The sequence below is a fragment of the Bradyrhizobium arachidis genome, assembly GCF_015291705.1.
In the GTDB taxonomy this organism is placed as follows: Bacteria; Pseudomonadota; Alphaproteobacteria; order Rhizobiales; family Xanthobacteraceae; genus Bradyrhizobium; species Bradyrhizobium arachidis.
In genome coordinates this window covers 3571738-3585017 of the sequence record NZ_CP030050.1, presented here as the reverse complement: position 1 = coordinate 3585017, position 13280 = coordinate 3571738, and the positions used below count along the sequence as shown (strand labels likewise).

Genomic DNA, 13280 nt, shown 5'->3' with positions numbered 1-13280 from the left:
GAAGGACAACACACGCCAACCTACCTGATGACGAAGGAGAGCGACATGACAGATGAAGCAGACAAAGCCACCGACATGGGTCGCCGCACCCTGCTCCAGACCGCCGGCGCAGCCGTCGTCACCGGCCTCGTCGCCGGCACGGCGACCGACGCGCGGGCCGCGGCACAGGACGCCATGTCGTCAGCCGCGCGCGATGAGGCGCCGCTCGGCGCGCGACTCCAGGGCGTCCAGCATCTCGGGCTGACGGTCCAGAACATGGAGCGGGCCTATCAGTTCTATACGGAGGTGCTCGGCGGCACCGAAGTGTTCCGTCACGGCGATTTCCAGGGCGACGGCGTGCAGAACACGCTGCTGGCCGACCAGGAGATCGAGGCGAACGCGCGCGGGGTCAATCCCAGGACCATCGGCGTTCCCGACCTCAGAAGCGGAGCGCAGCGGCTCGATGTCCGCTTCATCCAGTTCGACAACATGGTGCTCGAACTGCTGCAATATCGCGAAGCCGATCAGCCGATGGGCAGTGCGAAGAGCTTTGCCGAGCCGGTGGAGCACATGAGCCCGGCGTTTCCGCGCATGATGCACATCTGCTTCTACGTTCGCGACGACGTCGACTTCAACAAGTTCATCGCCGACCTCGAAGCCGAGTCCGCGCGCCGCGGCATGACGCAGGTGAGAGCGAACCGCACCATCCGCGTCATGACGGAAGCGGACCGCAAGGCCGCTCCCCGCAGCGCCAACACGAACCGGGTCGCCGCGGAACCCTCGAACGGCTGGGAGCTGATCTATTGCAAGGGGCCGGAAGGCGAGCAGCTTGAATTCGTCAAAGCGCTCGGCCCGGTCAAGCAGCGTTTCAGCGAGGCCCTGGCAAAGCGGCAGCAGACCATCGTGCGCTGACCGTCAAACCTCGGGCGACCGGCTTCCGCTGGTCGCCTGGCAAAGCGCCCATGATCTCAATGTGAAAGACTTCATCATGCAAATGCTCGTCCGCAATTCGCTCGGCGCCCTGCTCTTCGCTGCCTCGATGGCCATGACGGCGGCGCCGGTCCTCGCCCAGGAAGCCCCGCGTGTGCGCTATCAGGAGATTCCGGAAGGCGCCTATTCGGTGGTGGCCCAGGTCCGCGCCAAGCCAGGGAAGGAAGACGAATTGCGCACCGCCACACTGCCGCTGATCGACCTCGTTCGCGGCGATCCCAAGAACCTGGTCTATTTTCTCCAGGAAGACCGTGCCAAACCCGGTCATTTCATCTTCTATGAGGTGTTCGCCAGCCAGGCCGATTTCGACGCGCATAACGCGATGCCCTATGTGCAGACTTGGTTCGCCAAGCTTCCGGAACTTGCCGATGGCGGTGTCGAGGTCATGCACATGGCCGTTCTCGGCAAGCCCAAAAAATAGCCGAAACCCCGCGCGAGCCGTTTTGCCGCAGCCATCCTGCGGCCGAATGGCCGCAGCAATCGTGCGAATTCAGAACGGCTTACTTCAACAAGTTTACAGCGCATGATAATTGCAGACGATCTGTTCGATCGATTGGCAATGATCAATGCGGGCTGCCACGGAGACACGGCAACGGGGCACACGCCGGCAGGAACTCACGTACTGCTTCGGCCCCTTCCGACTGGTTCCCAGCCGCCAGCTCCTCCTGCTCGACGGGCGCCCCGTCAAACTGGGCGGGCGTGCATTCGAGCTCTTGCAGCTGCTGGTGCAGCGCCGCGGCGAGCTGGTCAGCAAGAATGAGCTGATGGCGGCGGCTTGGCCGGGCACCTTCCTCCACGACAGCAATCTCAAGGTCAATATGTGGAGCCTGCGGCGCTCGCTGGGGGATACCCAGATCGAGCCCGTCTACATCGCCACTGTGGCGCGCCGCGGGTACAAGTTCATCGCGGACGTGCAAATCAGCATCGGCGAGATCGAGGACGATCTGGCTCACGCCGATCCCCTCCCCTTGCCCAATCCGCCATTGTTGCGCGGCATCGTTGGCCGTGAAACCGAGATCGTCGAGATCGCCGACCTGTTGGCCGACAACAGGCACGTGACCCTTGCTGGCGCAGGCGGGATCGGCAAGACGACCGTGGCCGTCGCGGCCGCACGGGCCTACGCGCCACACTGCCGGGACGGCGTCTGCTTCGTCGACCTCGCGACAATTTCCGATCCGACGCTGTTCGGCGCAGCCCTGGTGACGGCACTGGGCATCAGAGGCAATACCGACAACGGTCTGGCTGCGGCCCTCGACTATCTGAGGCCGCGGCAGATGCTGCTCATCCTGGACAATTGCGAGCATGTGCTCCCCGCTGCAACGATCTTTGCCGGCAAATTCCTGACGGACACCTCGCCATCCAGGCTGCTCGCGACCAGCCGCGAACCGCTCGGCACCGCCACCGAACATGTCGTGCGGCTTGGTTCGCTGCCCTCACCGCGATCCGGGCTCGCCCTGACCGTCGATGAGGCCCTGAGATTCCCGGCGGTGCAGCTGTTCGTCCGTCGCGCCGCCGAATGGTCGGACTATCAGTTCGCTGATGACGATTGCGAGGACGTCGCTTCGATCTGCCAATCGCTCGACGGCCTTCCGCTGGCGATCGAACTGGCGGCGGCCCAGATCGGCAGGTTCAATCCTCGCGAATTGGTGGCGCTGCTCGATCAAAAGCTGGGTTTTCGCGCCCCCAGCGCCGAGGGCACGCCGCCGCGCCATGAGACCCTGATGGCAACGATCGACTGGAGCTTCCGTCTGCTGTCGCAGAAGGAAGCGAGACTGTTTTGCCTTTTGTCGGTGTTCACTGACGCCTTCGACGCCGAGGACGCGGTTTTCGTCGCCGAGGCGGCAGGGCTCTCGCCGGTCGACGTCGCCACGGGCCTCGGCAGCCTCGTCGCGAAATCGCTGTTGAGCGCGCAGGCCCGGGGCGCGAGCCTGCGCTACCGGCTGCTCGACAGCACACGGCGGTATGCCGCCGAGCGGCGCAAGGCCGATCCGGCCTGCGACCAGGCACTGCGCCGCCATGCACAATGCGTCCTCGCGCTGTTCGAACGGTCCGAGGAGGAGTGGAACTGGCGCGAGCCGGCCGATTGGACGCAGCGCTACCTTGGCCGCATCGCCGACTTGCGCGCTGCGCTGTCATGGGCGTTCGGCGAACAAGGTGATGCTGCCCTCGGAATCAGGCTCACAGTTGCGGCGATCACCTTGTGGTCGGAAACCTCCATCCTGTCGGAAGCGCAGGCGCGGCTGGAGGATGCGCTCGCCTTGGCCAAGACCGCCGCCTGCGGCGATCTGTCGAAGGCAAAGCTCGCCTGCGCCCTCGGATGGAGCCTGTTCTACGCGCGCAACATGTCGAATGAGAACGAGGTGGCCTGGCTCGATGCCATCGCTTTTGCGCGGCGGGCCGGCAGCATCGAGTATCAGCAGCGTGCGCTGGTGGGTTTTGCCTTTTACCTGTTGCAGATCGGCCAGATCCCGCGCGCCATAGCCCATCTCGAGGAGGCCACCGCGCTGGCCGACCGCGACCGCCACCGCGATTTGACGGCAACGTCCGAAGCGGACCGGGCCTTGGCCTGGGCCCGCGCCTTTGCCGGCGAGTTGGGCAAGAGCCGCCCGGTTTTGGATCGTCTCGCGGCAACCTATTCGCTGGCCGAGGGCCGTTCGCGCAAGGATGCGAACGAGGTCTACCGGTTCATCACCGTCCGCTTCAACCTGCCGTTCGTGGCGTGGATGCAAGGGCAAGCCGACTACGCGGCGAGGCTGGCCCGCGACGCGGTCGACGCCGCGGACCGCGGCGGCCATTGGGTGTCGCAATCGAACGCGCTGGGGCTTGCCGCACTTCCTGTCGCGCTCGAAACCGGCAATCTGGATGCGCTCGAGGGCTTCACGATGCGGCTGCGTCGCAACCTGGAACGTGAACGCATCTCGCGCTGGGTCCCGGTCGAGCGCTATTTCTCCGCCTGCCTTCGTGACTTGCGCGGCGATCCGCGCGCGGTGGAGGATATTCGCGCCGCGATCGACGAACTGATCGAATGTCGCTTCTTGATGCGGATCGGCAGCTATCTCGCGGTCCTCGCCCGCGCCTATCTGCGGCAGGGGCGGATCGCGGAGGCGCGCGAGGTCATCACGCGGGCGATCGACCATCAGGAACGTCAGGGCGAGCGCTGGTGCCGGTCGGAACTTCAAAGGGTCGAGGCAGCGGTCCTTCTCCACGCCGGCGAGCCGTTGCGCGCCGAGCAGCGGCTACAGCAGGCGCTGACCGAAGCGCGCGCCATAGGAGCGATGACATTCCAGTTGCGGATCGGCACCGATCTCGCCGCGCACTGGGTCGCGACTGGCCGCAAGACCAGGGCCATCCGACTGCTCGCGCCGATTTATGACGAGTTCACCGAGGGCTTCGAGACGCCGGACCTGGTTGTCGCCTCGCGCCTGTTGCGAGGCGTGCGGCCAACGGCGAGCGCCTGCGGCCACTATCGCCAGCAGGGACCGGTGCACGCTCGCGGTGCATAGCTGGCCTACCGCCGCGCCTGCCGCGCGTGCTTTACCCTTCCCGGAATTCCTGATCCTCTCTCCTCAACCGGCCGGATCAACCGGCCTCTGCCTGAGGAGAGAGACGCCATGAAGCTCGGCACCGCCATTGCGGAAATCATGAGGCGCGAGGGGATCGAGATCCTCTGCGGCTATCCCGTCAATCATCTGATCGAGCATGCGGCCAAGGCCGAGATCCGCCCGGTGATGGTGCGGCAGGAGCGCGTCGGCATCCACATGGCGGATGCGATCTCGCGCCTGACGTCGGGACGCACGATCGGCGCGTTCTGCATGCAGCATGGTCCCGGCGCGGAGAACGCGATGGGCGGCGTCGCACAGTGCTATGGCGAATCCGTGCCTGTGCTGGTGCTGCCGATGGGCTATCAGCGCCGGCTGTCGCATATCGAGCCGAACTTCAATTCCAGCGAGGCAATGAAGCCGTTCGCGAAATCATCCGAGCCGATCATCCTGGCCGCGGAGGTCGCCAACATCTTCCGCCGCGCCTTCACGAAACTGAAGAACGGCCGCGGCGGCCCTGTGATCGTCGAAATCCCCTCCGACATGTGGAACGAGGAGGTGCCGGAGCCGCTGAACTACACGCCGGTGCTGCGCACCCGCTACGGCGCTGACCCTGTGCATGTGCGGGAGGCAGCAAGCCTGCTCGTGAATGCCAAACGGCCGGTGATCTATGCCGGCCAGGGCGTGCATTACGCGCAGGCCTGGCCGCAGCTGAAACGGCTCGCCGAGCGGCTCGCCATTCCCGTCACGACCAGCCTCGGCGGCAAATCGTCGTTTCCGGAGACGCATCCGCTGTCGCTCGGCTCCGGCGGCCTCGCCGTGCCGCGCGCGGTGCCGAAGTTCCTTGCCGAGGCCGACGTCATCTTCGGCATCGGCTGCTCCTTCACCGAGACCAATTTCGGCATCGCGATGCCGAAGGGCAAGACCATCATCCATTCGACGCTCGACCCGAACCATCTCAACAAGGATGTGGAGGCGAAGATCGGCCTCGTCGGCGATGCCGGGCTCGTGCTCGATGCGCTGCTGGAGGAGATCGGCAAGACTGTCACCGCGGATCGCGATGCGTCCGCGGTCGCGGCCGAGATCGCGGCCTCGCACAAGGAGTGGCTGGCGAAATGGATGCCGAAGCTGACCAGCAATGACGCGCCGCTCAACCCCTATCGCGTGCTGTGGGACCTGCAACACACCGTCGACATCAACAACACCATCATCACCCATGATGCCGGCAGTCCGCGCGACCAGCTCTCGCCGTTCTGGAGATCGGTCGAACCCCTCACCTATCTCGGCTGGGGCAAGACGACGCAGCTCGGCTATGGCCTGGGGCTCGCGATGGGCGCCAAGCTCGCCAAGCCCGACAAGCTCTGCATCAATGTCTGGGGTGACGCCGCCATCGGCTTCACCGGCATGGACTTCGAGACCGCAGTGCGCGAGCGCATCCCGATCATGTCGATCCTGCTCAACAATTTCTCGATGGCGATCGAGTTGAAGGTGATGCCGGTCTCGACCGAGAAATATCGCTCGACCGACATCTCCGGCGACTACGCCGCCATGGCGCGCGCCTTCGGCGGCTATGGCGAGCGGGTAACGAGGCCCGAGGACATCATCCCCGCGATCAAGCGCGGCATCCAGAAGACGCAGGAAGGCATTCCCGTGCTGCTGGAGTTCATCACCAGCAAGGAGACCGAGGTGTCGCGGCCGGGCACGTGAGGCCGGGCCTCGCTGCGGGCGCTGGCTCCGGCCGCAGGAGATGTGATAATCCGCCCTGGTGCCGCGCAGGTCGCGGCATCAGGCCGGAATGCGAATGACCAACCCTTCCAACGATGTCGCCGATGCGCTCGCTGCCGAGAACGCCCGGCTGCGCAGCGAGCTTGCAAGCGCGCGCGACCGCCAGAGCGCCAGCGCCGAGATCCTGCGCACCATCGCGGCCTCGCCTTCCGACGCCCGGCCGGTGTTCGAGGCGATCGCATCCAGCTCAAAACGCCTGCTCGGCGGCTTCTCCGCCACCGTGCTCCAATTCATCGGCGACGAGCTGCATCTCGTCGCCTATACGCCGACGAGCCCGGAGGCGGACGCGGGACTGATGGCCTCGTTTCCGCGGAAGATCACGGAGTTTCCGACCTTCGGGCTGGTGCACGGCGGCGAGACCATCCAGTTTCCCGACAGCGAAGCCGATGACGTCCCGCAGCTCAACCGCGATCTCGCGCGGCTGCGGGGCTTCCGCAGCGTCCTGTTCATGCCGCTGATGAACCGCGGCGCGCCGGTCGGCATGATCAGCGTCACCCGCGCCGAGGTCGGCGCATTCGCGCCCGATCTCGTGCAACTGCTCCAGACTTTTGCCGACCAGGCCGTGATCGCGATCGAGAATGCGCGGCTGTTCAACGAGACGCAGCAGACGCTGGAGCGGCAGACCGCCACGGCGGACATCTTGAAGGTGATGGCCGCCTCGCCCTCCGACGTGCAGCCGGTGTTCGACGCTATCGCCGCCAGTGCCAACCGCCTGATCGGCGGCTTCTCCACCGCGGTGCTGCGCTATATCGACGGCGCAGCGCATCTTGCCGCCTTCACCCCGACCGATCCGGCCGGCGACCGCGTGCTCCAGGCATCATTTCCGGTGCCGTTCGCGCAGTTCCCGCCTTACCGCCTCGTGGCGGGCGGCAGTGCGGCGCAGCTGCCGGACACCGAGCTCGAGCCAGCCGCGCGCGACATCGCGCGCGCCCGCGGCTATCGCAGCATGCTGTTCGCGCCGCTGATGAGCGAGGGCGAGGCCATCGGCGTCATCATCGCCACGCGCCGTGCGATAGGAACGTTCGACGAGCATCACGTCCGGCTGCTTCAGACCTTCGCCGACCAGGCCGTGATCGCGATCAAGAATGTCAGCCTGTTCAACGCCACCAGGGAAGCGCTGGAGCGGCAGACCGCGACCGCCGACATCCTCAAGGTGATCGCGGCCTCGCCGGCCGACGTCACGCCGGTGTTCCAGGCCATCTCCGACAGCGCCAAGGTGCTGGTCGGCGGGCATTCCACCGCGGTCACGCGCGTGATCGGCGGCATGCTGCATCTGGCCGCCTTCAGCACCGACAACGAGGCCGGCAATGAGGACTTGCTCAGCTCGTTTCCGACATCACTGTGGTCGTCGGGCATTCACAGCCGGGTGGCGACCAGCGGCGAATATGCGTTCCGCAGCGACATGCAGAACGAGCCCGATCTCACGGAGGCCATGAAGGAGCTGGCGCGGACGCGAGGCTATCGCAGCATTCTCGTGGTGCCGATGCTGCGTGACGGCGTTGCGATCGGAACCATCGGCGTGACGCGGCCTGAGGCTGGTCATTTTCCTGAAAAGGCGATCAACCTGCTCAAGACTTTCGCCGACCAGGCCGTGATCGCGGTCGAGAACACCCGCCTGTTCAACGAGGTGCAAGATCGCACGCGCGAGCTCGCCAAATCGCTCGACGATCTGCGCGCTGCGCAAGACCGGCTGATCCAGACCGAGAAGCTGGCCTCGCTCGGCCAGCTCACCGCCGGCATCGCGCACGAGATCAAGAACCCGCTTAACTTCGTCAACAATTTTGCCTCGCTCTCGTCCGAGTTGACCGACGAGCTCAACGAGGCGCTGGCGCCGGTCCCGCTCGCCGACGATGTCCGCAACGAGATCGAGGAACTGACCGGGCTCTTGAAGGACAATCTCGGCAAGGTCGTGCAACACGGCCGGCGCGCCGATTCCATCGTCAAGAACATGCTGCTACATTCGCGCGAAGGCGGCGGCGAGCATCGCGAGAGCGACATCAACGCGCTGGTCGAAGAGAGCCTCGACCTCGCCTATCACGGCGCGCGCGCCGAGAAGCCGCAGTTCGACGTGACGGTGAAACGCGAGCTCGATCCGGCGGCAGGTTCCGCCGACGTCTTCCCGCAGGAGATCACGCGGGTGCTGCTGAACCTGGTCTCGAACGGATTTTATGCGGTGACGAGCCGCAAGGCGGACACCGGCGCCGCCGGTTACGAGCCGGTGGTGACGGCGACCACCCGCGACCGCGGCGACCGCATCGAGATCCGCATCCGCGACAATGGCATCGGCATCCCCGACGAAGTGAAGGCGAAGATGTTCAATCCGTTCTTCACCACCAAGCCCGCCGGCGAAGGCACCGGCCTTGGACTGTCGATGAGCCACGATATCGTGGTGAAGCAGCATGGCGGCACGATCGACGTTGCGACGGAGCCCGGCAAGTTCACGGAGTTCACGATCCTGCTGCCGCGGAAGAGCAGCTTCCCGGACGGAGGCAAGGACTCCCCCTGACCGCGAGATACCGTTCCGCCGATATCTCCGACGCCCGTCTTTCCGTAAGAATATCGCTGGCCCCCTCGATTTCGAGGTGAAATAATCGAGCTCCTGACAAGGGTTTGAGCCCAGCGCCGCCAAGCTTTGGGCAATATGGATTTCAGGATGACTGCGCTTCCGCAGGACGTAGCGACCGAGCTCCACGCAAAGATCACCGAACTCGAGCAGCGATTGCAGGCGGGCATCGCCGAGAACGACCGCCTGCAGTCCGAACTGGACCTGTCACGTGAGCGCCAGAAGGCGAGCGCGGAAATCCTGGGGACCATCGGCAGCACCCGGGGCAACGCGGCGCGGTCGTTGCAACGGATCGCCGAGACCTGCGGAGCTCTGTTCGGGGCACCCAGCGTCTCCATCCGGCTGGCCGAAAACGGCGAGTGGACGCAGGCCATCGGCTATGGTGAGACCTCGGGCCGCGTCCGTTCTGCCGTTCCGTCAGCGACGCTCCGCATTGGCGGCCCGAACCTCCCAGGCACCGTGGTGGCCGAGAATCGGCAAATTCACATCCCAAACCTCGACCAGATCGACCCCTCGATGGCCGATTGGCCCGGCCTGCCACACGCCAGCGCGGCCGGAACGCGCACCATGTGCGGCACGCCGCTGCGTCACGAGGGAACGGCGGTCGGCGCCTTGATCGTCTACCGCGACAGATTGTTGCCGTTCACGCCGGAAGAACTCGCGCTGCAGCAGAGCTTTGCGGATCAGGCCGTGATCGCGATCGAGAACGCGCGGCTTTTTAACGAAGTGCAGGCGCGGACGCACGAGCTTACCGAAGCACTCGAGCAACAGACCGCGACATCGGAGGTGCTGAGCGTCATCAGCCGATCGACCGGCGACCTCGCGCCGGTATTCGACGCCTTGCTGAGCAAGGCAATGCAGCTCTGCGCCGCCAGTTTCGGCGTGCTCAACACCTACGATGGAGCGCACTTCCACACAGCGGCCACTTACGGCCTGCCGCCCGCTTACGATGAGCACCGGCGCCAGATGCCGCTCAGCTATGGTCCGGCCACCGCGCCCGCGCGCCTCTTGAAGGGTGAAGCGTTCGTCGAAATCGCCGACCTGCTCGAGTCGGACGCCTATCGCAGCGGAGAACCGAACCGTCGGGCGCTGGTCGATCTCGGCGGCGCGCGCTGCGTGCTCGCGGTGCCGCTGCTGAAAGACCAGCGAGTGGTCGGCAACCTCATGATCTTCCGGCAGGAGAACCGGCGCTTTTCCGAAAAGCAGATCGCGCTCCTGCAGCAATTTGCTGCCCAGGCGGTCGTTGCGATCGAGAACGCGCGGTTGCTCCGAGAATTGCGCCAACGCACCGAGGATTTGACCGAAGCGCTGCAACAGCAAACTGCGACTGCAGACGTGCTCAAGGTGATCAGCCGCTCGGCTTTCGACCTCGAAACCGTGCTCAGTACGCTGACCGAATCTGCCGCGCGCCTTTGCGGTGCCGACATGGCGGCAATCACGCGGCAGGCATCCGACGGGGCTTATTATCATGCCACCCGACACAATTTCTCGCCGGAATGGGAACGTGTATCAAAAACCCTTCGCCTCGGCCCGGGCCGGGGCAGCGTGGTCGGACGTGTGCTGCTGACCGGCAAGGCCGTGCAAATTCCCGACGTGCTGGCCGACCCGGAATACGCCTTTCCCGAACAGCAGAGGGTGGCCGGGTATCGTACGCTTCTCGGGGTGCCCTTGCTCCGCTCCGGCCAGCCGACTGGCGTGCTGTTTCTTGGCCACAAGACCGTCCAGCCCTTCAGTGACCGGCAGATCGAACTGGTGCAGACCTTCGCCGACCAGGCCGTCATCGCGATCGAGAATGTACGCCTCTTCGACGAGGTGCAGGCCCGCACCAAAGAACTTGCCGCCTCGCTCGATGACCTCCGTACCGCGCAGGACCGACTGATCCAGACCGAGAAGCTCGCCTCGCTCGGCCAGCTCACCGCCGGCATCGCGCACGAGATCAAGAACCCGCTCAACTTCGTCAATAACTTTGCCGAACTGTCATCGGAGTTGACGAACGAACTCAACGATATTCTGAAGGCAGCCAGCCTCGCCGACAAAATCCGCGACGAAGTCGATGAATTGACGGGCATGTTGAAGGACAATCTGCAAAAGATCGTGCAGCACGGCAAGCGCGCAGACTCCATCGTCAAGAACATGCTGCTGCATTCGCGCGAAGGCAGCGGCGAGCATCGACTGAGCGACATCAACGCCCTGGTCGAGGAGAGCCTCAACCTCGCCTATCATGGCGCGCGCGCCGAGAAGCCGCAGTTCGACGTCACGATGAAACGCGAGCTCGATCCGGCGGCCGGGCAAGCCGACGTGTTTCCGCAGGAGATCACGCGGGTGCTGCTAAACCTGATCTCGAACGGGTTTTATGCGGTGACCAGGCGCAAGATGGACAATGGCTCTGGCGACTACGAGCCGATCGTGACCGCCACCACGCACGATCGCGGCGACCACATCGAGATCCGCATCCGCGACAACGGCATCGGCATCCCCGACGAGGTGAAGGCGAAGATGTTCAATCCGTTCTTCACCACCAAGCCGGCTGGCGAAGGCACCGGCCTCGGCCTGTCGATGGGCCACGACATCGTGGTGAAGCAGCATGGCGGCACCATCGACGTCGCGACGGAGCCGGGCAAGTTCACGGAGTTCACGATCCTGCTGCCGCGCAAGAGCAGCTTCCCGGATACCGGCAAAGGGTAGCGGCGATCGGAAGGGGCCTTCATGACTCTGGCGCGGTTCATTCGGCGACAATTGCTCTCGCTGTCCGGCGTCGGCCTCATGCTGGGCGCCCTGTTCTTCGCAGGCGCGCTGACGCCGACGCTGGTGCCGCGGAGCTATCTCACGCAAGGCGCCCTCGCCGGCGGCTGCTTTGCGATCGGCTACCTCGCCGGCAATCTCTGGCGCTGGCTGTGGCACTATCTCGAGCTGCCCGAGCCTTCGCCGCGCCTGCGGTCAGGCGCAAATGCACTGGTTGCGGCCGGCTGCCTGATCGTCGTCGTCATCTATCTGTGGCGCGCCGCCGAATGGCAGAATTCGATCCGCACCGTGATGAAGATGCCGCCGGTCGAGACCGCGCATCCGCTCAAGGTCTGCGCTGTCGCCCTGATCACGTTCGTGGTGCTGCTGGTGCTGGGGCGGCTGTTCGCGCTTGTCGCGCGCGTCCTCGCTGCGCACACGGAGCGCGTCATCCCCCGGAAGGTCGCCAACGTCATCGGCGTGCTCGTCGCAGGCCTGCTGTTCTGGTCGATCGCCAACAATGTCCTGATCCGCGTGGCGTTCAACGCGCTCGATTCATCCTTCCGTGAATTCGACGCCTTGTTCGAGCCCGAGCGGCCGCAGCCGACCGATCCCAATCGAACAGGAGGTGCGGCATCACTGGTGAAATGGAAAGAGCTCGGACGCACGGGGCGACGCTTCATCGCTTCGGGCCCGCGCGCTGCCGAGATCAGCGCCGCCACGGGACAGGCCGCGCAGGAGCCCGTGCGGGTTTATGTCGGCCTCGGCGGCGCCGGCACGGCGCAAGCCCGCGCAAGGCTTGCGCTCGACGAGCTCAAGCGGCAGCACGGTTTTGACCGTGCCGTTCTCGTCGTCATCACGCCGACCGGCACCGGCTGGATCGATCCGTCGGCGATGGACACGGTCGAATATCTCCACCATGGCAACGTCGCCAGCGTCGCCATGCAGTACTCCTACCTCAACAGCCCGCTGTCGCTGTTGTTTCAGCCCGAATACGGCGCGGAGGCTGCTCGCGCTCTGTTCGCGGAAATCTACGGCTACTGGACGACGCTGCCGACAGACAAGCGGCCGAAGCTGTATCTGCACGGGCTCAGCCTCGGTGCTCTCAACTCGGAGAAATCCGCCGAGCTGTTCGAGACGATCGGCGATCCCATCGCCGGTGCGCTGTGGAGCGGACCACCGTTCGAGAGCCGCATCTGGCGCTCGATCACGGCGAACCGCAATCCGGGCTCGCCGGCCTGGCTGCCCGAATTCCGCGACGGCCGCTTCGTGCGCTTCATGAATCAGAATGGACCGACGGTGCCGCCGGATGCACCATGGGGTCCGATGCGCGTCGTCTATCTGCAATATGCCAGCGACGCGATCACGTTCTTCGCCTACCGCGATGCCTTTCAGGCCCCGGCCTGGATGAGCGCACCGCGCGGGCCGGACGTCTCACCGGAGCTGCGATGGTATCCGATCGTGACGATGCTGCAGCTAGCCCTCGATATGGCGGTCGCGACCAATACGCCGATGGGCTTTGGCCACGTCTACGCGCCAGAGCATTACGTCGATGCCTGGGTCGCGGTCACGGATGTCCATGATTGGTCCCCCGATGCGCTGGCACGGCTCAAGAGCCATCTTGCGGCAAGAGCACGGCAGCCTACCGCAGGCGGTTCGGACGAAGACCCCTATGCCGATCGCGGCGGCTAACGCATGATCCG

General features: G+C 65.1%; 7 protein-coding genes. All 7 read left to right on the top strand.

The window, feature by feature from the left end:
* The first annotated feature begins 45 nt into the window (after positions 1-45).
* The 7 genes from WN72_RS16495 (at position 46) to WN72_RS16465 (ending at position 13269) form a co-directional block, all read left to right on the top strand.
* Positions 46-891: a VOC family protein gene (locus WN72_RS16495; protein ID WP_092217191.1), complete on the top strand. Its 846-nt coding sequence runs from the start codon at positions 46-48 to the stop codon at positions 889-891.
* 76 nt (positions 892-967) lie between these two features.
* Positions 968-1390: a putative quinol monooxygenase gene (locus tag WN72_RS16490; protein WP_244553792.1), complete on the top strand. Its 423-nt coding sequence runs from the start codon at positions 968-970 to the stop codon at positions 1388-1390.
* Between the two features lie 145 nt (positions 1391-1535).
* A complete protein-coding gene (locus tag WN72_RS16485) occupies positions 1536-4472 on the top strand; it encodes an ATP-binding protein (RefSeq protein ID WP_244553793.1) in 2937 nt (978 codons plus the stop codon).
* Positions 4473-4580: 108 nt separating this feature from the next.
* Positions 4581-6215, top strand: a complete 1635-nt coding sequence (locus WN72_RS16480; protein ID WP_092217128.1) for a thiamine pyrophosphate-requiring protein — start codon at positions 4581-4583, stop codon at positions 6213-6215.
* Between the two features lie 94 nt (positions 6216-6309).
* Positions 6310-8799 (top strand): GAF domain-containing sensor histidine kinase, encoded by a 2490-nt coding sequence (locus WN72_RS16475; RefSeq protein WP_167380910.1) that lies wholly within the window; start codon positions 6310-6312, stop codon positions 8797-8799.
* Between the two features lie 147 nt (positions 8800-8946).
* On the top strand, positions 8947-11541 hold the full coding sequence (locus tag WN72_RS16470) for a GAF domain-containing sensor histidine kinase (protein WP_092217193.1): 2595 nt from the start codon (positions 8947-8949) through the stop codon (positions 11539-11541).
* A 21-nt stretch (positions 11542-11562) separates the two neighbouring features.
* Positions 11563-13269, top strand: a complete 1707-nt coding sequence (locus WN72_RS16465; protein WP_167380911.1) for an alpha/beta hydrolase — start codon at positions 11563-11565, stop codon at positions 13267-13269.
* Positions 13270-13280 lie beyond the last annotated feature (11 nt).